The 22,171-nt window shown below is 74.5% G+C and carries 22 protein-coding genes; 14 read left to right on the top strand and 8 right to left on the bottom strand.

The window, feature by feature from the left end; genetic code table 11:
• The first annotated feature begins 151 nt into the window (after positions 1 to 151).
• The 3 genes from ACFVSN_RS43725 to ACFVSN_RS43715 all read left to right on the top strand — a co-directional run bounded on the left by ACFVSN_RS43725 (position 152) and on the right by ACFVSN_RS43715 (position 3,262).
• Entirely contained in the window at positions 152 to 448 is a 297-nt protein-coding gene (locus ACFVSN_RS43725) for a DUF2530 domain-containing protein (RefSeq protein ID WP_380435529.1), read from the top strand.
• A 76-nt stretch (positions 449 to 524) separates the two neighbouring features.
• Positions 525 to 2,993: an HAD-IC family P-type ATPase gene (locus ACFVSN_RS43720; RefSeq protein ID WP_387959088.1), complete on the top strand. Its 2,469-nt coding sequence runs from the start codon at positions 525 to 527 to the stop codon at positions 2,991 to 2,993.
• Between the two features lie 47 nt (positions 2,994 to 3,040).
• Complete coding sequence (locus tag ACFVSN_RS43715) at positions 3,041 to 3,262, top strand: hypothetical protein (RefSeq protein WP_380435525.1); 222 nt, start codon at positions 3,041 to 3,043, stop codon at positions 3,260 to 3,262.
• A 52-nt stretch (positions 3,263 to 3,314) separates the two neighbouring features.
• On the opposite strand, the gene ACFVSN_RS43710 is transcribed toward ACFVSN_RS43715, so the two are convergent.
• Together ACFVSN_RS43710 and ACFVSN_RS43705 are read right to left on the bottom strand one after the other, a co-directional pair.
• On the bottom strand, positions 3,315 to 6,617 hold the full coding sequence (locus ACFVSN_RS43710; protein WP_387959086.1) for a sacsin N-terminal ATP-binding-like domain-containing protein: 3,303 nt from the start codon (positions 6,615 to 6,617) through the stop codon (positions 3,315 to 3,317).
• 297 nt (positions 6,618 to 6,914) lie between these two features.
• Complete coding sequence (locus ACFVSN_RS43705) at positions 6,915 to 7,796, bottom strand: DUF3027 domain-containing protein (protein ID WP_380435521.1); 882 nt, start codon at positions 7,794 to 7,796, stop codon at positions 6,915 to 6,917.
• A 516-nt stretch (positions 7,797 to 8,312) separates the two neighbouring features.
• Between ACFVSN_RS43705 and ACFVSN_RS43700 the strand changes: the two genes are divergently transcribed.
• The 4 genes from ACFVSN_RS43700 to ACFVSN_RS43685 all read left to right on the top strand — a co-directional run bounded on the left by ACFVSN_RS43700 (position 8,313) and on the right by ACFVSN_RS43685 (position 11,952).
• Entirely contained in the window at positions 8,313 to 9,698 is a 1,386-nt protein-coding gene (locus ACFVSN_RS43700) for an MFS transporter (protein WP_380498378.1), read from the top strand.
• Positions 9,699 to 9,793: 95 nt separating this feature from the next.
• Entirely contained in the window at positions 9,794 to 10,324 is a 531-nt protein-coding gene (locus ACFVSN_RS43695) for a hypothetical protein (RefSeq protein ID WP_380435519.1), read from the top strand.
• Between the two features lie 10 nt (positions 10,325 to 10,334).
• Positions 10,335 to 11,108, top strand: a complete 774-nt coding sequence (locus ACFVSN_RS43690) for a futalosine hydrolase (RefSeq protein ID WP_380498362.1) — start codon at positions 10,335 to 10,337, stop codon at positions 11,106 to 11,108.
• The gene (locus tag ACFVSN_RS43685) at positions 11,101 to 11,952 is read left to right on the top strand and encodes a 1,4-dihydroxy-6-naphthoate synthase (RefSeq protein WP_380502567.1); all 852 of its coding nucleotides are present in this window, start codon (positions 11,101 to 11,103) and stop codon (positions 11,950 to 11,952) included. The genes ACFVSN_RS43690 and ACFVSN_RS43685 overlap by 8 nt, the downstream gene beginning before the upstream one ends.
• A gap of 18 nt (positions 11,953 to 11,970) precedes the next feature.
• On the opposite strand, the gene ACFVSN_RS43680 is transcribed toward ACFVSN_RS43685, so the two are convergent.
• Positions 11,971 to 12,354, bottom strand: a complete 384-nt coding sequence (locus ACFVSN_RS43680; protein ID WP_359967648.1) for a cold-shock protein — start codon at positions 12,352 to 12,354, stop codon at positions 11,971 to 11,973.
• A gap of 578 nt (positions 12,355 to 12,932) precedes the next feature.
• Here ACFVSN_RS43680 and ACFVSN_RS43675 point away from each other — a divergent pair.
• Positions 12,933 to 13,169: a hypothetical protein gene (locus ACFVSN_RS43675; protein WP_359967645.1), complete on the top strand. Its 237-nt coding sequence runs from the start codon at positions 12,933 to 12,935 to the stop codon at positions 13,167 to 13,169.
• 6 nt (positions 13,170 to 13,175) lie between these two features.
• On the opposite strand, the gene ACFVSN_RS43670 is transcribed toward ACFVSN_RS43675, so the two are convergent.
• Positions 13,176 to 13,802, bottom strand: coding sequence for an HAD family hydrolase (locus ACFVSN_RS43670; RefSeq protein WP_387959083.1), 627 nt, complete (start codon positions 13,800 to 13,802; stop codon positions 13,176 to 13,178).
• Between the two features lie 99 nt (positions 13,803 to 13,901).
• Here ACFVSN_RS43670 and ACFVSN_RS43665 point away from each other — a divergent pair, with 99 nt between their 5' ends.
• The 4 genes from ACFVSN_RS43665 to ACFVSN_RS43650 all read left to right on the top strand — a co-directional run bounded on the left by ACFVSN_RS43665 (position 13,902) and on the right by ACFVSN_RS43650 (position 17,867).
• Complete coding sequence (locus ACFVSN_RS43665) at positions 13,902 to 14,939, top strand: FecCD family ABC transporter permease (protein ID WP_380435510.1); 1,038 nt, start codon at positions 13,902 to 13,904, stop codon at positions 14,937 to 14,939.
• Positions 14,936 to 15,982, top strand: coding sequence for a FecCD family ABC transporter permease (locus ACFVSN_RS43660; RefSeq protein ID WP_387959080.1), 1,047 nt, complete (start codon positions 14,936 to 14,938; stop codon positions 15,980 to 15,982). Before ACFVSN_RS43665 ends, ACFVSN_RS43660 begins: the two co-directional genes overlap by 4 nt.
• The gene (locus ACFVSN_RS43655; protein ID WP_380435506.1) at positions 15,982 to 16,773 is read left to right on the top strand and encodes an ABC transporter ATP-binding protein; all 792 of its coding nucleotides are present in this window, start codon (positions 15,982 to 15,984) and stop codon (positions 16,771 to 16,773) included. The genes ACFVSN_RS43660 and ACFVSN_RS43655 overlap by 1 nt, the downstream gene beginning before the upstream one ends.
• 257 nt (positions 16,774 to 17,030) lie before the next feature.
• Complete coding sequence (locus ACFVSN_RS43650; RefSeq protein WP_380502579.1) at positions 17,031 to 17,867, top strand: ABC transporter substrate-binding protein; 837 nt, start codon at positions 17,031 to 17,033, stop codon at positions 17,865 to 17,867.
• Between the two features lie 8 nt (positions 17,868 to 17,875).
• On the opposite strand, the gene ACFVSN_RS43645 is transcribed toward ACFVSN_RS43650, so the two are convergent.
• Entirely contained in the window at positions 17,876 to 18,760 is an 885-nt protein-coding gene (locus ACFVSN_RS43645; protein WP_387959077.1) for a LysR family transcriptional regulator, read from the bottom strand.
• Positions 18,761 to 18,831: 71 nt separating this feature from the next.
• On the opposite strand from ACFVSN_RS43645, the gene ACFVSN_RS43640 reads away from it, so the two are divergent.
• Entirely contained in the window at positions 18,832 to 19,194 is a 363-nt protein-coding gene (locus ACFVSN_RS43640; RefSeq protein ID WP_380435500.1) for a nuclear transport factor 2 family protein, read from the top strand.
• A gap of 20 nt (positions 19,195 to 19,214) precedes the next feature.
• Here ACFVSN_RS43640 and ACFVSN_RS43635 read toward each other — a convergent pair whose 3' ends face one another.
• Positions 19,215 to 19,826, bottom strand: coding sequence for a TetR/AcrR family transcriptional regulator (locus ACFVSN_RS43635; RefSeq protein WP_387959075.1), 612 nt, complete (start codon positions 19,824 to 19,826; stop codon positions 19,215 to 19,217).
• A gap of 146 nt (positions 19,827 to 19,972) precedes the next feature.
• On the opposite strand from ACFVSN_RS43635, the gene ACFVSN_RS43630 reads away from it, so the two are divergent.
• Positions 19,973 to 20,401 (top strand): alpha/beta fold hydrolase, encoded by a 429-nt coding sequence (locus ACFVSN_RS43630; RefSeq protein WP_387959073.1) that lies wholly within the window; start codon positions 19,973 to 19,975, stop codon positions 20,399 to 20,401.
• A gap of 17 nt (positions 20,402 to 20,418) precedes the next feature.
• Here ACFVSN_RS43630 and ACFVSN_RS43625 read toward each other — a convergent pair whose 3' ends face one another.
• Both ACFVSN_RS43625 and ACFVSN_RS43620 read right to left on the bottom strand, forming a co-directional pair.
• The gene (locus tag ACFVSN_RS43625) at positions 20,419 to 20,889 is read right to left on the bottom strand and encodes a hypothetical protein (RefSeq protein WP_387959071.1); all 471 of its coding nucleotides are present in this window, start codon (positions 20,887 to 20,889) and stop codon (positions 20,419 to 20,421) included.
• Between the two features lie 60 nt (positions 20,890 to 20,949).
• Positions 20,950 to 21,987 carry a fatty acid desaturase family protein gene (locus ACFVSN_RS43620; RefSeq protein WP_387959103.1) on the bottom strand — a complete coding sequence of 346 codons (1,038 nt, stop codon included), beginning with the start codon at positions 21,985 to 21,987 and terminating at the stop codon, positions 20,950 to 20,952.
• Positions 21,988 to 22,171: the final 184 nt, after the last annotated feature.

Below are 22,171 nucleotides of genomic sequence, written 5' to 3'. Positions count from 1 at the left end.
GGTGAACGCCCTGGTCGACGGTGGCCGGGCGCAGAACTAAAAGTATGGTTTCCGGATCGAACCCGCGCTATCTTCGCGCGTAGAGCCGCACGCGGCCCCGAGCGGACGCCGGATGGCCCCCGCCGGACCCGCGCCCCGTACGCTAGGCCCCATGCCCAAGACCCCGCTGCACCCCTCCCCTCCGCCGCTGGAGGCCAACGACGTCGCGATCGTCGGCGGCGGCACGGTGCTGTGGTTCGTCGCCTTCCTGGTGCTGCTGCCGTTCCAGGGCACCCTCTCCGACCACGGCCACGGCACCTGGCCCTGGGTCTGCCTGTCCGGCGGACTGCTCGGCCTGATCGGCCTCTGGTACTGCCGCGCCCGCCGGGACGCGATCGCCCGCAGCCGCGCCGCCGAGGCCGCGGCTGCCGCGCACCCCGAAGGGACGGGCCCGGACGGGGCCGCGTAGACCCCGGCCACCCGGTCGGACCGAATAGGCCTTTAGTAGCACGCATCGGACATAAGGCACCCGTAGAGTCGGTGCCATGACGCAGCCTGCCCACTCCGCGGAAGAGCAGCCCGGCGACGGCGACCGCCCCGACGGTGCGCACCCCCTCGGCCTGCTGCCCGGCCGGCGCGGCGGGCTGAGCGGCGCGGAGGTGGCCGAGCGGGTCGCGCGCGGACAGGTCAACGACGTCCCGGTGCGCTCCAGCCGCTCCGCCAAGGAGATCGTCCGGGCCAACGTCTTCACCCGGTTCAACGCGATCATCGGCGTGATGTTCGGGATCATCCTGGTCGTCGGCCCCATCCAGGACGGCCTGTTCGGCCTGGTCATCGTCGCCAACACGGCGATCGGCATCATCCAGGAGCTGCGCGCCAAGAAGACCCTGGACAGCCTGGCCCTGATCGGCGAGGCCCGCCCGCAGGTGCGCCGGGACGGCACCGTCCAGCAGATCGGCGTCGGCGAGATCGTGCTCGACGACACCGTGCTGCTCGGCATCGGCGACAAGGTGATCGTCGACGGCGAGGTCACCGAGGCGGACGGCCTGGAGATCGACGAGTCGCTGCTGACCGGCGAGCCCGACCCCGTCCTCAAACAGCCCGGCGACCAGGTGATGTCCGGCAGCTTCGTGGTGGCCGGCGCGGGCGCGTTCACCGCGACGAAGGTCGGGCGCGAGGCGTACGCGGCGCAACTGGCCGAGGAGGCGAGCCGGTTCACGCTGGTGAAGTCGGAGCTGCGCACCGGCATCAACAGCATCCTGCGGTTCATCACCTACCTGCTGGTCCCGACCGCGATCGGCCTGATCATCAGCCAGCTGGCCGTCGAGGGCCGGGACTGGCGCGAGGCGGTGCGCCGCATGGTGGCCGGCATCGTGCCGATGGTCCCGGAGGGCCTGGTGCTGCTCACCTCGGTCGCCTTCGCGATCGGCGTGATCCGGCTCGGGCGCAAGCAGTGCCTGGTGCAGGAGCTGCCCGCGATCGAAGGGCTGGCCCGGGTCGACACGGTGTGCCTGGACAAGACCGGCACGCTCACCGAGGGCGGCATGGACGTGATCGACCTGCGCGTGATCTCCGACGGCGTGCCCGGGGCGGTCGGGCCGCGGACGATCGAGCACGCGCTCGGCGTGATGGCCGGGGCCGACGCGCGGCCGAACCCGTCCATGCAGGCCGTCATCGCCGCCTACGGGGACGGCTCGCGGACCATGACCGGGGCCGCGGGCGGTGCGAACGGCTGGCGCGTGATCGAGGCCATGCCGTTCTCCTCCGCCCGCAAGTGGAGCGGCGTGCAGCTGCTGGAGCCGCAGGGCGGCGAGGCCACCTGGCTGCTCGGCGCCCCCGACGTCCTGCTGCCGGCCGGCCACCCGGCGCTCGCCGAGGTGGACGAGCTGGGCGCCAAGGGCCTGCGGGTGCTGCTGATCGGGCGCAATCCCGTCCCGCTGGACTCCCCGGACCCGGCGGCGGGCCTCACGCCGCTCGCCCTGGTGGTGCTGCAGCAGCGGCTGCGCGAGGACGCGGCGGCCACGCTGCGGTACTTCGAGGGGCAGCAGGTCCGGGCGAAGGTGATCTCCGGCGACGCCGCGGTCTCGGTCGGCGCGGTCGCCGCCCACCTCGGCCTGCCCGGCGCGGACCAGCCGCTGGACGCCCGCACGCTGCCGACCGAGCCGGAGGCGCTCGCCGACGCCGCCGATCGCACGAGCGTGTTCGGCCGCGTCACCCCGCAGCAGAAGCGCGAGCTGGTCGGCGCGCTGCAGTCGCGCGGGCACACGGTGGCCATGACGGGCGACGGCGTCAACGACGTGCTCGCGCTCAAGGACGCGGACATCGGCGTGGCGATGGGCACCGGCAGCGACGCGACCAAGGCGGTCGCCCAGATCGTGCTGCTGAACGACTCCTTCGCGACGCTCCCCTCGGTGGTGGCCGAGGGCCGCCGGGTGATCGGCAACATCGAGCGCGTCGCCGGGCTGTTCCTGGTCAAGACCGTGTACTCGGTCCTGCTGGCGCTGCTGGTGATCTTCACCCACTCGCCGTACCCGTTCCTGCCCCGGCACTCGACCGTGCTGTCCACGCTCACCATCGGCGTGCCGGCCTTCTTCCTCGCGCTCGCCCCCAACAACGAGCGCGCCCGCACCGGCTTCGTCAAACGCGTGCTGCGGCTGGCGATCCCGGGCGGCGCCATCGCGGGCACCGGGACGTTCGTGGCCTACGCGCTGGCCAGGGCGAACCACGCGACGGACCTCAAGGCCGACACCAGCGTGGCCACGCTGACGCTGTTCCTGATCGCCATCTGGGTGCTCGCCATCGTCGCCCGCCCGTACAACTGGTGGCGCCTGCTGCTGATCGGCACGATGGGCGGCGCGTTCTCGCTGGTGCTGCTGGTCCCGTGGCTGTCCGACTTCTTCCAGCTCCGCCTGGTCGGCATCCGCGACCCGTGGACGGGCGTCGGCATCGCGGTGATCTGCTGCATGGCCCTGGAAATCGCCTGGCGCTTCATGAAACGCCGCGGCTACGAGTGACGCGGCGTCCTCGTCCGGCCTAACATGCCCCCGAGAGGGGGTGCCGGATGGCGCGCAGGGGTGGGGAGTTGGAGGCGTTCATCGCCTTCCTGGGCGGGCTGCTGGCGGTCACGCCGCCGGCCCTGGCGATGACGGTCCTGCACGTGCTGCCGAGGTCCGAGCCGTCGCTGCGGGCCGCCGGGATGCTGACGCTCGGCGTGGTCTGGCTGACCGTCACCGTCACGCTCTACCTGCGGCTGCGGGCCCGCCCCGACGGACGGACCCGCTGACACCGGACAACGGACTCGGCCGTGCCCGGCCCGCTCGGCCTGCCCGCCCCGCTCAGCCCTCGAAGTCCCGTGCCGCGGACAGCTCGTAGGCCCGGTCCGGCTCGCTGAGCGCGGCCAGCACCTCGAACCGCCGGTGCCACTGCCCGACCGACCAGGCCAGCCCGGCCGCCAGCCCCTCGGGGGTGGCCGCGTGCAGCAGGCCCGGCACCGGCGGCACCTCGAACTCGTCGTCCTCGTCGCCGGCCTCGGCCGTGTCCGGGTCGTACGGCGGCTCGGGCGCGTCCGCCCCGCGGTCCAGGCGCCAGTCCACCGCGGCCTCGTTGCCGTCCGGGCCGACGACGAGCAGCTCCTCGTGCTCCTCGTACGCCACCGGGCAGCCGGGCAGCAGCTCCCGCACCACGGCCGGCACCCGGTGCAGCACGCCCTCGGAGAGCACCCGCCCGCCCGCCACCTCGCTGGCCAGCGACACGTGCAGGCGCTCGGCGAGGTCCGCCGCGAGCGCCGGGGCGACCGGCAGCAGCGGGTGGGAGTGCAGGAGCTGGACGAGGTCGGGGGCGTCCGCGACGACCGCCTCGGTGGCGTCGACGACCACCGTGTGCGCCGGGCGGCGGCCGGTCTCCGGGTCCAGCGGCGGCAACGCCCGTACGACGTCCAGGGCTTCGATCCGCCCGGCGTCGACCCGGGCCAGCGCGCTGTGGATGCCGTGCAGCTGGCGGTGGCCGACCTCGGCGTCCGGGTCGGTGAGCCGGTCCAGGACCTCGTCCGGCCCGTGCGGTTCGGCGAGCAGCGCGGCGAGCGTCGTCCGCACGCCGAGGGCGTGCAGGAACTGCTCGTCCAGCGTGGTGCGGGCCTCGTCGTACAGGCCGCGCAGCAGCGGGTCCGCCCCGGCGGCGCGCAGGCCGGCCGGCTCGCGGCCGTCCAGCACCGGGTGGTCGCGCAGCCACCACGCGGTGTACGGCGGCAGGTCGGCGTACGAGCTGTTCGGCAGCAGGGTGCGGACGGGGTTGACGACGGCGTCCCGGTACGGCGGGCGGGCGAGCGCGGCGAGCGCCTCGGGCCAGGCGTCGTCGTCGATCAGGTCAAGGTCGCGGACGGCCAGCAGCTCAGCGGCCACCGGCGGCACGCCCACGGTGTCGCCGTCGTCGGCGTGCAGGGCGTCGAGCGCGTCCTCGGCCCACTCGGCGAGCCCGTCCGGTGCCTCGTCGAGCAGGCCGGTGGGGTGGCCGCCGGCCGCGCGGTCGGCCGGGACGGTCGGGTCGAGGCGCTCCAGGTCGTCCGGGTCGAGCACGACGTCCTCGGCCCGGACCAGGACGAAGTCGGCCAGCACGCCGACCGCGCCGAGCACGTCGGGGCCCCAGCGCTCCAGCAGGTCGTCGTCCACCCAGCCGGCGTCCTCCTCGCGCGCGAGGGCCGCGAACGGGCTGCCGGGGAGCACGAGTTCGCCGGCCCGGGCGGGCTCGCCCTCGTCGTCGAGCAGCGCCAGCCGGGCCAGCCACGGGTGCTCGCCGACGGCCGGGGCTGCGGCCCTGACCAGCGCCAGGACGGCGTCGGCCAGTTCGAGGGCGGCGTCGAGGTCGTCCTCGGCCACCTCGAAGGAGCGGGCGACGGCGGCCCGCACCTCGGGCGTGTCCAGCACGCCGGCCGGGGTCGCGGTGCCGGCGCCCAGCTTGGCCAGCAGCGGGTGCGACGCCTCCGGGTGGGCGAGCCGCAGGTCGAGCGCGGCGAGCGCCCCGGCCAGCGACTCGGGGTAGCCGGGGAAGGCCGCCCAGTCGGCGGCGTCGGAGGGCAGCAGGACGCGCCGCGGCCCGGTGACCGTCCGGCCGTCGGCGAGCGGGACGGGCAGCGCGCCGAGCGCCTCCGGGTCGGCCGCGCCGAGCGCCGCGTACAGGTTGCACCACCAGGCGGGCTCGCGGTCCAGGCCGCCGAGCTGGTCGACCACCTCGGCGAGCGGCACCCGGCGCACGTTCAGCACGCGCAGCTCGGTGCGGCGCTCCAGGCCGGCCGGCAGCAGACCGGGGAAGATCGGCGCCAGCGCCTCGACCACCGAGCCGTCCGCGCCCTCCAGCAGCGTCGCGTCCCGGGGCCGCAGCGCGGGCGTGCCCTCTTCGACCGGCGCCGGGTGCGGCAGGAACGGCGTGCCGGGCAGCCGCTGGAGGATCGCCCCGCGCAGCTCGTTGTCCAGCGCGCCGTCGCCGAGCGGACCGGGCACCAGGCCGAGCGAGCCCAGGTCGCCGCCGCGGGCGCGCAGCAGGTCGGCGTAGCTGTCGGCGGCGCGCTCGGTCAGGAAGGCGGCGAGCGGTCCCGGGGCGACGTGCCGGCGGGTGGAGTCCAGCGGGTACGAGGCGATGAGCAGCGCGGGCAGGCCGACCGGCTCGTCGCTCGGCGTCGGCGCGTGCAGGACGGGCAGGACGCCGGGCAGCTGCGGGGTGCCGTCCTCGGCCACCGGGACGGCCCAGGTGACCGTCCAGTACGGGCGGGCGCGCTCCTCGGTGGGGCGGTCGACGAGCAGCTCGGGATCGAGCCGGCCGGAGGCGCCGACGGTCTGCCAGAGCGTCTGCCGGGGGCGGCCGCCCTCGTCGTCCGTGACGGTCACCTCGGTGACGCCGTCGGGGCGCGGCTCGGAGGCGGTGCGGGTGAGCGTGCGGGTGCCGTCCGGGGTCTCCACGACGATCTCGGCGAGGCCGGGGAGGGTGAGCAGCAGCGCGTCGTCGACGGCGAGCAGCAGGCGGCGCGTCAGGTCCTCGGCGGCGGCGTCGCGCAGCGGCAGCACGACCACCGTGTCGTAGCCCTCGGGGGCCGGGCCCTCGGCCGCGAACGGCAGCCGCAGCAGCGGGACGTGACCGTCGCGGCGGCGCAGCTCGTCGGCGAGCGAGGGCTGAGCCTCGGCGAGCGCGCGGGCCTCGCCGAGCGACCAGCGGACGCCGCCCGCGGCGCCGAGCACGGCGGGCTCATCGGTGACGGCGAGGACGGCGGCGAAGCCGACGCCGAACCGGCCGACGCTGGGCGCCTCGCCGCGCTTGGAGGAGGCGCGCAGGGTGGACAGCGACTCGACGGCGGCGGCGTCGAGCGGGGCGCCGGTGTTGGCGGCGGCGAGCACGCCGTCGGCGAGGGTCAGCCGCAGCCGGCCGGGGCCGCGCCCGGCGCGGACGGCGGCGTCGGCGGCGTTCTGCGCCAACTCGACGACCAGCCGGTCGCGGTAGCCGCCGAGGGCGAGCTCCTCCTCGGCGTTGGCGTCCTCCCGGAACCGGGCCGGCGAGGCGGCCCAGGCGTCCAGCACGCGTCGGCGCAGCACGGCACTCCCGAAGGGGTCCGCGAGGTGCTCGTCCGTGCCGCTGCCGATGATCCGAGGTTCCACTGGACCTGCCGCCTTCCGCCGCCCTGTACGTCGTAGGGCATTCTTCCCTGCCCCACCGACTGCTCCCGACCACGGCCCGCGCCACCCCGGGCCCGGACCCTGCCCGCACCCCCACCAGAGGCGCCCCGGAAGACACCTCGGCCCGCCCCCGCGCAGGGCCCACACCACCTCAAACCCCCGCCCACCCCGCCGGAGGCACCCCCACCCCAAACCCCCGCCCACACCCCCGCCGGAGGCGTCCAGAAGACACCACGGCCCGCCCCGCCGGTGCGGCGGGACGGGCCGGAGCGGCACGCGTCAGGAGTGGCCGAGCTCCTCGGCCGGGGCGTCCGGCTCGACGGAGCCGGAGGCGCGGTCCGGGTGGAGCTGCATCGGCTCGACCACCAGCTCGTCCAGGATCAGCTCGGACGGCGCCGGCGGAGCCGGGATCACGGCCGCCTCGGAGTGCCCGCCGCAGCCGTACGCGAAGGAGACGATCTGCCCGTCGGCCGGTCCGAACTCGTTGCCGCACACGCCGAAGGCCTGCCCGAGCGAGCCGCCGATCGGGATCAGGAAGCCGCAGCTGTTGCACGAGGCGGGCGCGGCCTGCGCCATCGGGGTCTGCGGGCCGTGCGCCTTCTCCCAGCGGTCGGCGGCCAGGTGCAGGCCGAGCCGGGAGAGCACCCGGCTGCGGCCCATGCCGAGCTCCTCGGCGACGGCGTTGATCTGCGCGCGGACCGGGGCCGGCTGGACGCCGGTGTCGCTGACGACGACGTCCTCCTCGGCGGCCTGCGCCACCGCGGAGTTCGGCGCGGGCTCGTCCTCGCCGGTCCAGCCGGGCTCCAGGCGCAGGTCGTCGGCGTCGGTGGGGAGCAGGTCGCCGGGTCCCATGTCGCCGGGCCGCAGGCGCTCGCTCCACGGCACCCACTGGGGGGCGAGGACGGCGTCGGGGCCCGGCAGCAGGACGACCTCGTCGAGGGTGACGTTCTTGGCGCGCGGGGCGCGGGCGACGGTGACCGCCCAGTGCCAGCCGCGGTAGGCCGCGTCGAGGCACTCGAAGCTGTGGGTGACGACACGGTCGGCGTCCGCCTGGACACCCAGGTGCGTCCCGACGGCTTCCGCTCCGACCGCCTCTTCGGCGGCCTGGCGGGCGAGTTCGACGGCCTCTGCACAGAGCCGATCGGGGGTACGGCTTCGCATCGCAGCACTCACGGCGTCGATTCTCTCCCAGTTCTTCTGTCGCCCACGGCGTGTTGCCTGTTCCGTCGCGGCTCGGGGTACCTCGTCCATTCTGCGCGACCGGAGGCCGCCGCGGGTACCGACCGCGCCGCTCGTCCGGGCCTGCCGGCGCCGTGGGACCCGGGCGGGCGGACCTTGGGCAGGCTACCCGTCGGTCGGCGCCCCGGCACAGTCCGGGGCTCCGGCGGACCTCCGGGGGCCGCGCCGAGCGGAGCGGAATCCCGCGTCGCAGAAGCGAATCTGGGGCAGGATGGCCTTGTGGCGGACGAAAACCCGTCGCAGCACGCACTGCGCGCCTCGCAGGCCGACGGCCCGGACGAGACGAACGCGGTGCCGCGACAGCAGCCCCCGGTCCACCCTGCGGGCGAACCGCAGCCGGCGGACGGTTCCGGGACGTCCGCGCCCGTCCGGGTCGACCTCACGAAGCACGGCGACGGCCCGGTCACCGGGCACCCGGGCGAGGACCCCGACGCGGACGTGGAGGAGCCCCCCGGCCCCCACCGCAACTTCCTCGTCCGCGGCGCCTCCGCCGCCGGCGCCCGCACCGGCCGGGTGGTGCACGGCACCGGCCGCCGGATCCGCCGGGCCACGTCGGCCGAGGGCGCGGGCGAGTCGGGCCTCGCGAAGCTGATCGAGCTGCACGCGCTGAACTCCTTCGGCGACATGCTGATCACCATCGCCCTGGCCTCGACGATCTTCTTCTCCGTCCCGACCGGCGAGGCGCGCGGCCGGGTGGCGCTCTACCTGCTGATCACGATGGCCCCGTTCGCCGTCCTCGCCCCCGTGGTCGGCCCGTTGCTGGACCGCCTGCCGCACGGCCGCCGCGCCGCCATGGCGATGTCGATGCTGGCCCGGGCGGTCCTGGCCTGGACGATGGCCGGGGTGATCTCGGGCGGCGGCATCGCGCTGTACCCCGAGGCGCTCGGCGTGCTGGTGGCGTCCAAGGCGTACGGCGTGGTGCGCAGCGTCGTGGTGCCCCGGCTGCTGCCGCACCGGCTGTCCCTGGTGAAGGCGAACTCCCGGGTCACCCTGGCCGGTCTGCTGGCCACCGGCGTGGCCGCCGCGGTGGGCGGGCTGCTGCACCTGATCGGGCCCGGCTGGCCGCTGCGCGGGGCGTTCCTGGTCTTCGTGATCGGCACCCTGATGGCCTTCCACCTGCCGCACACGGTGGACTCGGCGAAGGGCGAGCAGCGGGCCGTGCTGCACGCCGAGGTGCACACCGAGGGCTCGCACCTGATCCACCACAAGCCGCCGCCGGTCAAGACCTCGCTGCGCACGGTCGGCCCTTCGGTGGTGCTGGCGCTGCGGGCGATGGCGGCGATGAAGTGGCTGGTCGGCTTCCTGGTGATGTTCCTGGCGTTCCTGCTGCGCGAGGAGCCGATCGGCGGCCTGCGGCCCACGCTGGCGCTGGGCCTGGTCGCCCTGGCGGCGGGCACGGGCAACGCACTGGGTTCCGTCCTGGGCTCGTGGCTGCGCACGCGCGGCCCGGAGGCGACGGTCACCGCGATGCTGCTGCTCGCGACGTGCGCGACGGCGGCCTCGGCCCTCTGGTACGGCGTCGTGACGGTGATCATGATCGCCGGGACGGCCGGCATGGCGGCCTCGCTCGGCAAGCTGGCGCTGGACGCGCTGATCCAGCGGGACGTCCCGGAGGCGGTCCGGACCTCGGCGTTCGCCCGTTCGGAGACGCTGATGCAGCTGTCCTGGGTGGCCGGCGGCGCGGTCGGCATCCTGCTGCCGCTCAACGGCGAGCTGGGGCTCTCGGTGGCCGCCTCGGTGGTCGGCCTGGTGCTGCTGTGGACGATCCGTTCGCTGTTCCGGGTGGGCCTGCGCCGGCACCCGACGGCGCCCCGGGTCGCCTGACCGGTGCCCGGCCGGCGGGTGAGCGGCGCGGGCGGCAACACGCGGTTGCCGACCCCCGCGTAGCGTGATCGGCGAAGCCCGGTAGATTCTGACCCATGAGCCTCGATACCCGTGTCATCGCCGCCCTCGGCGCCGTCGTCGTGATCGGCGCCGGCACGGTCGGCGGGTCCATCGCCTACGCGTCCGGCCAGACCGCGCACAACAGCCACCGCGCCACCCTGACCGTGGGCAACTCCTCGCTCGCCGCGGACCCGCTGTGCTGGAACGACGGCAACCCGCTGACCGAGGACGACCAGCAGAAGTGCCAGGAGACGGCCACCCAGGCCCTCAAGGACGGCACGCTCCCGACCTCGGACGTCGTCGTCAGCGACAACGTCGGCGTCGGCGTCTCGCCGAACGTGGCCGACAAGGGCTGGTGGGCCTTCACCAACGGCGGCACGCAGGCCCAGGGCGGGCGCTACAGCCTGTTCTCCTACGCCAAGAACGCGACCTACTCGGGCTCGCAGTCGGCCGGCAAGCTGCTGAACGCCTCCGGCAAGACGCTGGTGACCGTGGTCGAGGGCGACAAGAACTCGGACAACCCGACCGCCGTCTGGTACTTCCAGCTGAACACCCAGGACAACTGACGGTCCTGCGATGACCGCGCGCGCCGTCGCCGACGGGCACAGCGAGCAGTCGGGCCCCGAGCGGGCCCGGCTGCTCGTCGTCGTCGCGGTGCCCGCCGAGGCCGAGGCGGTCCTGCGGGGCCTGCCGGGCGGGGCGCACGCGCTGCCGCTGCCGCTGCCGGGCGGGGAGCTGCACCGCGCCGGGGCCGTGGACGTCCTGGCGGGCGGGGTCGGTCCGGCCGCCGCTGCGGCCGGCGCCGCAGCTGCCCTCTCGGCGCACCGCTACGGGCTGGTCGTGTCGGCCGGCATCGCGGGCGGGTTCGCCCCGCACGCCCCGGTGGGCGCGACCGTGGTGGCCGACGCGATCGTCGCCGCCGACCTGGGCGCCGAGACCCCCGAGGGCTTCGCCGACGTCGCCGAGCTCGGCTTCGGCACCACCCGGCACACGCCTCCCCCGGCCGCCGTCGCGCTCGCCGCACGGGCGCTGGGGGCCGTCACCGGGCCCGTCCTGACCGTCTCCACCGTCACCGGCAGCGCCGAGCGGGCCGCCGCCCTGACCGCCCGCCACCCGGGCGCCGCGGCCGAGGCGATGGAGGGCTTCGGCGTGGCCGAGGCCGCCGCCCGGTTCGGCGTGCCGGCCTTCGAGCTGCGGACGGTCTCCAACCCGGTGGGCCCGCGCGACCGGGCCGCCTGGCGGATCGGCGACGCCCTGGCCGCGCTGGAGCGGGCCTTCGCCGCGCTGCCCGTCCCCGCACTCGTCGAGACCCTCGCCGAGGCACTCACCGAGGAGGCCGGCCGTGGCTGAACGGCTCAGCATCGCGTACTCGCCCTGCCCGAACGACACCTTCGTCTTCCACGCCTGGGCGCACGGCCTGGTGCCCGGCGCCGACGCCCCCGAGGTGACGTTCGCGGACATCGACGTCACGAACGGGCTGGCCGAGCGCGGCGAGCTGGACGTCCTGAAGATCAGCTACGGCGCCCTGCCGTGGGTCCTGGCGGAGTACACGCTGCTGCCCTGCGGCGGCGCGCTCGGCCGCGGCTGCGGCCCGCTGGTGCTCACCCGGCCGGGCGTGGCGGCCCCCGGGGACCTCACCGGCAAGACCGTGGCGGTGCCGTCCGAGCGGTCCACCGCCTACCTGCTGTTCCGGCTCTGGGCCGCGAAGGCCGTGCCGGGGGGCTTCGGCGAGATCGTCGTCCTGCCGTTCCACGAGATCATGCCCGCCGTCCGGGACGGCCGGGTGGACGCCGGCCTGGTGATCCACGAGGCGCGCTTCACCTACCGGCAGTACGGGCTGCACAGCCTCGCCGACATGGGCGAGGCCTGGGAGCGGGAGACCGGCCTGCCAATCCCGCTCGGCGCGATCGTCGCGAAGCGCTCGCTGGGCGCCGAGCGGCTGCGCGCGCTCACCGACGCGATCCGCGCGTCCGTCCGGCAGGCCTGGGCGGACCCGGCGGCCAGCCGGGAGTACGTGCTCGCGCACGCCCAGGAGATGGACCCGGCCGTCGCCGACCAGCACATCGGGCTCTACGTGAACGAGTTCACCGCGGACCTCGGCGAGGAGGGCTACGCGGCCGTCCGCGCGCTGCTCACCCGGGCCGCCGCCGAGGGGCTGGTACCCCCGCTCGACCCGGGTGCGCTCGCGTTCTGACGCCCCTCGGGGCCCTGCTCAGAGGTCGAACTGGTCGGCCACCGCGCGCAGCAGGCCGGCCAGCTTCTGACCCGTCGGCTTCGCCGGGTAGCGGCCGTGCTGCAGGCCGGGGAGCACCGCGTCCAGCGTGGTGATCAGGTCCTGGACGATGGGCGCCATGTCGTCGGCGCTGCGGCGCTGGGCGGCGGCCACCGAGGGCAGGGCCTCCAGCAGCTGCACGGCCATCGCCTGGTCGCCGCGGTGGCCCGCGACCACGCCGAACTCGACCCGCTGGCCCGGCTTCAGACTCGTGACACCGGTGGGCAGCGCCTTGGTGTGGACGAAGACGTCGCCGCCGTCGTCGCGCGACAGGAAGCCGAAGCCCTTCGTCTCGTTGAACCACTTGACCTGGCCGGTGGGCATCTCGAACAGTCCTCGAATGGGTGTGAGGGATCCCGGCCCTGGCCGGGGATCACTGGGTGGTGGAAAGCGCGGGCCGACCTCGGCTCGGCGCCCGTGGGCGCTCATGGTCAGCACGCTGTCAGGAGCAGACTAACGGTCCGTCACTGCCTCATCCGCGTTCCGCGAAAGTTCCGCGGTCCGGCGACTCGGGCACCTGGGCCCGTGGGGCTCTCGCGATCACGGGAGAGCCGGTACTGGTGCGCCCTGGGCGCGGCTCAGCGCTGTCCATGCGGCTCACACCTCCGGCTCCGGGGAAGTCGGGGCGCGCCACTCGCACCCCTAGGCAACCCGTGCATACCCCCGCTCAGCAGGGATCGAAACTCCCAGCTTCCGGGAAACTGCGCAACGTGACCGAACCGCTCGTCTGCGAAGCGGTGCGGCGGGAGCCGGGCCGGGAGCACCCCGCCCGGCTCTGCCAGACTGGAGTGCCCCGGCGCGACCCCTCGCGCCCGGAACGCCCCCGGACACCGGGGGCACGTCCGAAGGCACCCCCGAGCACCCCGAAGCGCCCCCGAGCACCTCCCGAGGAGCAAGCAGAAGTGAGCAGCCAGAGCGCCGACCGCGGCGACGCCTACGTCCGGGCCGGAGCGATCGTCTTCGGCGTGGGCGCGCTCGCCACCCTGGTCACCTTCGTCCCGCTGTTCCTGCACCTCACGCCGCTGCCGACGGCCGCGTACTGGCTCAGCATGCTGATGCCGGCGGGCTTCCTGCTCGCGCTGGTCGGGCTGTTCGTGAACGCGCGCGCCCAGAAGCGCCGCGCGGCCTCGCAGGCGTGACGCGCCCTACGCGCCCAGGTGCCCGGCGAGCCAGGCCGGGAACCCGGTGAGGTCGGCGAGCACCACGTCCGCGCCGGCCGCCCGCAGCTCGTCCGCGCCGTACGGCCCGGTGGCCACGCCCACCGCGACGGCGTCCGCGCGGCGGGCCCCGACGATGTCGCCGAGGTGGTCGCCGACGTAGACCGTCGCGCCGTGCTCGCGCAGCGCGTCGCCCTTGGTCTCCGCCCAGAGGTCGCCGACCAGCGCGTCCGCGTGCAGCTTGGCGTGCTCCAGGTGGAGGCGGGCGTTCGGCTCGTACTTGCCGGTGATCACGGCGACCCGGCCGCCGTGCGCGCGGACGGCCTCGACCGCCGCGTGCGCGCCGGGCAGGGCGACGGTCGGGGCGAAGGCGTACTCCCGGTACAGCTCGCGGTAGCGGGCGGCGGCGCGCTCGACCTCGTCCTCGGGGAACCAGTTGCGGATCTCGTCCAGCAGCGGCGGGCCGAGCCGGGTGACGACGAGGTCGGCGTCGATGGGGGTACCGGTCTCGGCCGACAGCGCCAGGTACGTGGCGCGGATCCCCGGCCGGGTGTCCAGCAGCGTCATGTCGAGGTCGAAGCCGACGGTGAGCGGGGTGGCGGAAGTCGCGGGCATGGCGCCAGGCTATCCAACGGCCGGTGCGGGGACGAGGCGATTTGCCGGGGCTTCGCGGCGGAACTTAGGTTTACCTGAGTTGTCTGCGGAAGAGGGCCCATGACCGACACCACCGCCGCGCCGCCGCCCGGCCGGCGACGGACCTCCCACCGCCGCATACCGTGGCTCGTCGCCGCGCTGGCCGTCCTGGCCGGCGCGGTGCTGCTGAGCCTCTCGGCCGGCAGCCGCACGATCCCCTTCTCCGAGACGCTCGACGCCCTGCTGCACGGCGGCGACACCGCCGACGCCGTCGTCGTCCGCGAGCTGCGGGTGCCGCGCACGGTCGTCGGCGTCGCCGTCGGCGCGGCGCTCGGCCTCGCCGGGGCCGTCATGCAGGGCCTCACCCGCAACCCGATCGCCGACCCCGGCATCCTCGGCGTCTCCCAGGGCGCGGCGGCCGGCGTGGTCGTGGCGATCTCCGGCTTCGGGGTCTCGACGCTGACCGGGTACGTCTGGTTCGGGTTCGCGGGCGCCGTGATCGCCACCGTGCTCGTGTACGGCCTCGCCGGGCGCGGGCGCGGCGGCGCGACACCGGTCAAGCTGGCGCTGGCCGGCTCGGCGATCTCCGCGTTCATCGCGTCGCTGAACACGCTGGTGCTCACGACGGACGCCGCGACGATGGACCGGTTCCGGTTCTGGCACGTCGGCTCGCTGTCCGGGCGGACCTCCGACGTGGCCTGGCAGCTGCTGCCCTTCCTGCTGGTCGGGACGGTGCTCGTGGTCGCGGTGGCGCGCGGGCTGGACGCGCTCGCGCTCGGCGAGGACACCGCGAAGGGGCTCGGCGCGAAGACGGGCCTCGTCCGGGCGGTGGGCGCCCTCGGGGCCACCGTGCTGACCGGCTCCGCGGTCGCGGCGGCGGGCCCGATCGCGTTCGTCGGCCTGGCCGTCCCGCACGCGGCGCGCGCCGTCGCGGGGGCCGACAACCGGTGGGTGCTCGCCTTCTCCGCCGTGCTCGGCCCGGCGCTGCTGCTCCTCGCGGACACGCTCGGGCGGGTGCTCTTCCCGCCGTCGGAGGTCCCGGCCGGGGTGATGACGGCGCTCGTGGGCGTCCCGGTGCTGGTCGCGCTGGTGCGGCGGCGCAAGGTGGTGGCGGCGTGACGTCGGTTTCCCTGCGCGGCTACACCGTCGTCCGGGCCGGACGGGCGTCGTTCCTGCTGCACCGGCGCTCGGCCTTCGTCGCGCTCGGGCTGCTGGCGGCACTGGCCGGCACCGTGATCGCCTCGCTGTGCCTCGGCGAGTCCACCGTGTCGCCGGTCGACGTCGTCGAGGTCGTGCTCGGGAAGCCGAACCCGAACGAGCTGGTGGTGGGCGAGTTCCGGCTGCCCCGCATCGTCGTCGGCCTGCTGGTCGGCACCGCGCTCGGGCTGGCCGGGGCACTCGTCCAGACCGTCGCCCGCAATCCGCTCGCCAGCCCCGACGTCGTCGGCGTCACGTGGGGCGCCACCGCGACCGTCGTCGGCCTCATGGCGTACGGCGTCGTCGGCTCCACCGGCCAGGCCCCGTACGCGGCCGTCCTCGGCGGCCTCGTCGCCGGAGTGCTCGTCTACGCGCTCGCCTGGCGGCGCGGGCTGCACGCGCAGCGCTTCGTCCTCATCGGCATCGGGATCAGCGTCGCGCTCTCCTCGCTGACCTCCGTCTTCCTCACCAAGGGCGACGGCTTCCAGGCACAGGCCGCCAAGGTCTGGATGACGGGCAGCCTCAACGGCTCCGGCTACGACCAGGCCGGCCGGCTCGCCTGGGTGCTGCTCTCCGCCGCGCCCGTCGCCCTGTGGGCGGCGCGGGCGCAGCGCTCGATCTCCTTCGACGACGCGACCGCCGTCGGCCTCGGCCTGCGGCTGGACCGGATCCGGCTCGGCATGGCGCTGCTCGGCACCGTCCTCGCCTCGTGCGCGGCGGGCGCGGCCGGCCCGGTGGACTTCGTCGCCCTGATGGCCCCGCAGATCGCCCTGCGGCTCGCCCGCTCCGCGCAGGTCCCGCTGCTGTGCTCGGCGCTGACCGGCGCCCTGATCGTCGTCCTCGCCGACCTGATCGCCCGGCGCCTGCTCGCCCCGACCGAACTGCCGGTGGGCGTCGTGACCGGCCTGGTCGGCGCGCCCTACCTGATGTGGTTGCTCGTCCGATCCCGCCGTGGAGGTGCCTGATGGCCGTGCTGGAAGCCCGTGACCTGACCCTCGCCTACGAGGCGCGCACGGTCGTCGAGGGCCTGGACGTCACGGTGCCGGAGGGCCGGGTCACGGTGATCGTCGGCCCGAACGCGTGCGGCAAGTCCACGCTGCTGCGCGCCCTCGGCCGCCTCCTGAAGCCCGCCCGCGGCGCGGTCCTGCTCGACGGCGAGGAGCTGGCGCGCATCCCGACCAAGCGGGTCGCCCAGCGCCTCGGCCTGCTCCCGCAGTCCCCGACCGCCCCCGAGGGCATCTCGGTCGCCGACCTCGTCGCCCGCGGCCGCCAGCCGCACCAGAGCTGGTGGCAGCAGTGGTCCCCGGAGGACGAGGCCGCCGTCGCCGAGGCCCTGGAGCGCACCTCCACGGCCGACCTGGCCGAGCGCAGCATGGACGAGCTCTCCGGCGGCCAGCGCCAGCGCGCCTGGATCGCGATGGCCCTCGCCCAGGGCACCGACGTCCTGCTCCTCGACGAGCCGACGACCTACCTCGACATCGCCCACCAGGTCGAGGTCCTCGACCTGGTCCGCCGCCTCAACGCCGAACGCGCCCGCACGGTCGTCGCCGTCCTCCACGACCTCAACCAGGCCGCCCGCTACGCCGACCATCTGGTGGCCATGCGCGAGGGCCGCATCGTCGCCCAGGGCACCCCGGCGGAGGTCGTGACGGCCGACCTGGTCCGCGAGGTCTTCGGCCTCGACTCGGTCGTCGTCCCCGACCCGGTCACCGGCACCCCCCTGGTGGTCCCCGGCGCCCCGTGGACGGCGGCCTGACGGCGAACGGACCGCGCCACGTCCTTCCGGGGCCGGGCGGCGCGGGCGGGTGTCGGGTGGCAATTCGGACATAATCGGCAGGGTTCGTCTCCCCCGTCGTCCGACCGTCCGAGGAATCGCCGATGCACCGGATCACCCGTCGCGCGCTGCTGGTCGGGCTGGGTGGGGCCGCCCTTGCCGGGTGTACGACGAATCGGGCGGGGGGCTCGGGGACGGACGGGGTCCCGGCGGGCGGGTCGGGTGCGGCGGTGCCTCCGGTGACGGTGAATACCGCGGTCGGGCCGGTGGTCGTGCCGGGTGTGCCGCTGCGGGTCGTCGCGCTCGACACGGACGTGTTCGACTCGGCGCTCACGCTCGGGATCGCGCCGATCGGGGCCGCGCGGCCCGCGTTGGACGCGCACTACCCGGAGTACTGGCCGCAGTCCCGGACGGCCGCGATCGCGTACGTCGGGCCGGCCGGGGCGCCCGACCTCGCGACGATCCGGTCGCTGCGGCCGGACCTGATCCTGTCCAACCAGATGCGGGACGGCGACCGCTACGACGCCCTGCGGGAGCTGGCGCCCACCGTGCTCACCCAGACCACGGGCGCCCCCTGGAAGGCCAACTTCCAGCTGCACGCCCAGGCGTTGAGCCGGCAGGCGGCCGCCGCGGCCTTCGTCGGCTCGTACCAGCGGCACGTCTCGCAGGTGACGGCCGCGCTCTCGGACGCGAAGGTGTCCGGGCGGAAGGTGAGCCTCGTGCGGTTCGTCGAGGGCGGCGGGATCCGGCTGTACGGCAAGCAGAGCTTCCCGGGGGTGGTGCTGTCGGACGCGGGCATCGGGCGGCCGGACGCGCAGAACGTCGACCAGTCCGACTTCGAGGTCCCGCTCGACCAGATCGCCAGGGCGGACGGCGACCTCCTGCTCTACGGGACGTACGGCGATCCGGAGCGGTCCGGCGCCGGCACCGTTCTGGCGAGCTCCGCGTGGCAGGCGCTCGGCGCCGTGAAGGCGCACCGGGCGTTCCCCGTCGACGACCAGCTGTGGTTCGAGGGCATCGGGTACACGGGTGCCAACTACATGCTGGACGAGTTGCAGCGCTTCCTGGGGGCGTGACGTCCGGGTCACGAACCGCCGAGTGCCGCACGGAGCTTGGCCCGCAGCAGCCGTACGGCCGGCGAGTGCCGGTCACGACGGGCGACGAGGCCCAGGCGGGCGTGAACGGCCGCGTCCTTGAGGGGAATGACGCGCAGCGTCGGGACGCCGACGGCGGACGACGGGCTCAGGACGGCCACGCCCGCGCCGCGTTCGGCGAGGCGCAGGAGCGTCGTCGGCGAGCCGGCCTCGATGTCCACGCGGGGCTCCAGGCCGAGTTGGAGGCACGAGCGGTCGTAGGCGGCGCGGATCCCGGTACCCCTGGTCAGGCCGAGGATCTTCTCGCCGGTTCGGAGGTCGGCGAGGCGGACGGTCTTGCGGTCGAGCGGGTGCCCGATCGGCACGACGGCGGCGATCGGCTCGTCGACGAAGACGCTCGCGTCGAGCTCGGGGTCGGCCTCGCCCGCGAATCCGATCAGCGCGAGGTCGAGGGTGCGGGCGAGGACGTGGGACTGGAGGAGCTCGGAGTCGTCCTCGTGCAGGCTGAGTTCGATCCCGGGGTGCGTGCGGCCGAGGTCGGCGACGACGTCGAGGAACGGCGGGATCGAGCAGCCCGTGATCATGCCCAGGCGCACGCGCCCGCGCACGGCCTCCGCGAACTCGGCGGCGGTGTGCTGGATGTCGTCGAGCGTGGCGAGGGCGTTCTTGGCCAGCGGGAGGATCGCCTCGCCGGCGGGGGTGAGGCGGATGCCTCCCCGGCTGGCGCGTTCGAGGAGTTGCTGGCCCAACTCGCGTTCCAGCTTGCCGACTTGGGTGCTGATGCCGGACTGGCTCACATGCAGGCGAGCAGCGGCAGCGGTGAAGGAGCCCTCGTCGACGACGGCGGCGAAGTAGCGCAGCTGGTGCATCTCCATAACTGATGATGATAGCTGGCATTCGATCTATCTGTTGGACGGATGGGTGGATACCGGCGGACCATGGAGGCATGACGACGACGAAGAGTGCACGCGAGATCGCCGAGACCTACTTCGCCTCCTGGGAGGCCGGCGACTTCGAGGCGGTGCGGGAACTGCTGGCGGAGGACGTGGACTTCGTGGGCGCGCTCGGCACCGCCTCAGGGGTCGAGGAGGCCCTGGGCGGACTGAAGGGTCTCGGGCAGGTGCTGGAGAAGATCGACGTCCAGGTCCGGGTGGCCGACGGCGACGACGTGATCACCTGGTACGACCTGCACACGAGCATTGCCCCGGCGACGCCCACGGTGAACTGGATGCACATCGAGAACGGCAGGATCACGCGGATCCGCGTGACCTTCGACCCGCGCGAACTGCTGGCGGGCTTCGCGAAGTAGGCGGCTGCGGGAAGTCGGCCTCACCGACTTCCCGCGCCGAACAACTCCTCCAGGTGGTACTCCAGGATCGCCACCGCCTCCTCCCCGCCGCGCTGGCCGCCCAGCACGCTCGACCCCAGCCCGTTGACCATGGCCAGCAGCCCGGCGGCCGTCACCGCCGCATCTTTCCCCACCCCGATCTCCCCCGCCTCCTGCGCCGCGCGGATCTGCTTCGCCAGGAAGCCCTCCAGCAGATCCGGCTGGAGCGGGCCTTTCTTCTCCATGGCCCCCGGATCGCTCAGCACGAGCGTGTAGTACGCCGCATACGTCCGCGTGATGCGCCGGCTCTCGGCGTCCGTCGGCAGGATGCACGCCAGGATCGCCGTCACGATGCTCCGCGGCGTGGGCGGCGACCCGGCCTCCTTGATCCACCGCTCCATCCGGGCCTGGAGCTGGACCCCGAGCCTCGCCAGGGCATCCAGCAGCAGCCCGTCCTTCGTCGTGAAGTAGTACTGCACCAGCCGCAGCGACACCCCGGCCTCCGCCGCGACCGCCCGCATGCTCGCCGCCTGCAGGCCCTGGGTGTCGGCGATGCGCAGCAGGGCCTCGGCGATCTGCCGGCGCCGTTCCTCGTGGTCGGCCTTCTCCGCCATCCCGCGAACTTCCTCTCCACCGATCCTGGTACACCCGTATCATGCCTGTGATACACATGTACCATGCGAATCAGCGAGTTCAGGAACGCCCGGGCCGAGTCCCGCTTCCGCGCCGCGCCGGCCTCACGCTCCTCGACCCGGCGGGCATGGCCGACCTCGGGTGGCGCTTCTACGCCTGGGTGATCGCCGGCGGCCTCGCCGGCCTCGCCCCGAGGGCACTTCGCCCCCGCCTGGCACGAGTGGTCGGGAACAGCACCATCCTCGAAACGGAACTGATGGCCCTGATGAAGGCCACCATGGGCTTCCGCCGCCGGCTCCCCCTCGCCCACACCTTCACCGACGAAGAACTGGGACGCCTGCACACCCCGACCCACGTCCTCCTCGGTGAGCGCAGCGCCCTGCACGACTCCCGGGCCGTATCGGCCCGCCTCCGCGAGTTGCTGCCCACGGCCCGCATCGAACTCGTCCCCGACGCCGGACACGCCCTGACCACCGACCAGCCGGAGCTGATCACGGCCCGGATCCTCGACGCCCCGGCGCACAAGAACGGTGCGACCCCCCGCTCCGGTGCGTGAGCGAGGGGCCGGGTCGGCTACGCCGCCGCCACGGCGGCTTCGCGCCAGGTGGCGATGAGGTGGGCCGCCTTGGCCTCGAAGGCCGGGTCGCGCCAGGCGCCCGGCATGCCGATCACGGCCGGCAGCTTGAAGTCGCCGCGGTCCCGGTGGGTGACCCGCACGACGTCCCCGGAATCGGGGCGGTTGCGGTTCTTCACGACCTCGACGCTGGTGACGTCCGCCCAGGCGAACCTCTTGCGGGAGCCCAGTACACCGGTCCACCGGATCTCACGCTCGTCGAAGCTCACGCTGGTGAAGACGCCGTTCACCTGGAGGAGTCCACCGGTGATCAGGAGAACGCCGAAGGCCATGCCGACGGCGGTCCGGGCGGACAACGGGAAGAGCGAACCGCGGTACACCAGGTAGGCACCGCCGGCCAGGAAGAGCGTCGAGAAGATCCACTGACGGCGCAGCTGCGCCGGGGGAAGACGGTACGTCACGTGTTTCACCAGCGGATCTTGGCAGGCCCGGCCGACCTGAGGAAGCGTCACCAGCCTGCCTTCCCCACCTCAATCGCCCGAGCGGATCGGCTCCCCCGTGCGGTGCAGGTGGGCGAGGATCTCGCGGTACGAGCGGAACAGGCCCACCTCGTAGTACGGGATGCCCTTCTCCGCGCAGAACGCGCGGGTGATCCGCGCCGCCCGTCCGAGCGCGGGCGTCGGCATGCTGGGGAAGAGGTGGTGCTCCACCTGGTAGTTGAGGCCGCCCATCACGGCGTCGACGGCGAGGCCGCCACGGACGTTGCGCGAGGTGAGCACCTGGCGGCGCAGGAAGTCGAGCCGCATCTCCGGTGTGACCATCAGCATGCCCTTGTGGTTCGGGGCGAACACGCCGCCCAGGTAGACGCCGAGCAGCGCCTGGTGGACGGCGAGGAACGCCACCGCCTTGCCCACCGGGAGCGCGGCGAGGACGAGCCCGAAGTAGCCGGCGAAGTGGGCCACCAGCAGCGCACCCTCCAGCCACGGCCGCTTGACCGCGGGACCGCGCAGCGCACGGAAGCTGTTGAAGCTGAGGTTGAGGCCCTCCAGCAGGAGCAGCGGGAAGAACAGGAACGCCTGCCGGCGCCCGATGAACCGGGCGAGCCCGCTCGCCTGCCGGGCCTGCCGCTGGGACCAGACGACGAGGTCGGGGGCGACGTCCGGGTCGCGCTCCTCGTGGTTGGGGTTGGCGTGGTGGCGGGTGTGCTTGTTCATCCACCAGCCGTAGCTCATCCCCATCAGCAGGTTCGCGGCGATCCGGCCGCCGATCTCGCTCGGCACGCGCCGGGAGAACACCTGCCGGTGCGCCAGGTCGTGGGACAGCAGGCCGATCTGGGCGAACACGACGGACATCGCCGCCGCCAGACCGAGCTGCCACCAGGTGTCGCCCAGCGCGAACAGGGCGCACCAGCCGCCGACGAACGCGGCGAGCACCAGTGCGGCGCGGGCGGCGTAGTAACCGTGCCGCCGGGCGAGCAGGCCCTCGGCGGCGATCCGGCGGCTCAACTGGGCGAAGTCGCTGCCGCCGGTCTCCGGCTGCGGGGCGAGGGCCTCGGGCGCGACCGTCATCGTCGCGGGCTGTGTGGGCATGCCCCGAGTCTGGTTCTCAGGAGCGCCCCGGAGAACGGGGAAATCACCCGTCCTGTACGGGTGTTAACCCCCCTGCCCTCACCCGGGACAGCCTCACCCCTCCTCCGTCTGGTGGCGAAGAGAGCCTCGAAGGTGTCGCCGCAGCACCACTCGATCGCCAGGA

Source organism: Kitasatospora sp. NPDC057904, assembly GCF_042887925.1.
Classification (GTDB): domain Bacteria; phylum Actinomycetota; class Actinomycetes; order Streptomycetales; family Streptomycetaceae; genus Kitasatospora.
The sequence above is the reverse complement of the archived record's forward strand: the minus strand, read 5'-3'. Positions and strand labels throughout refer to the sequence as shown.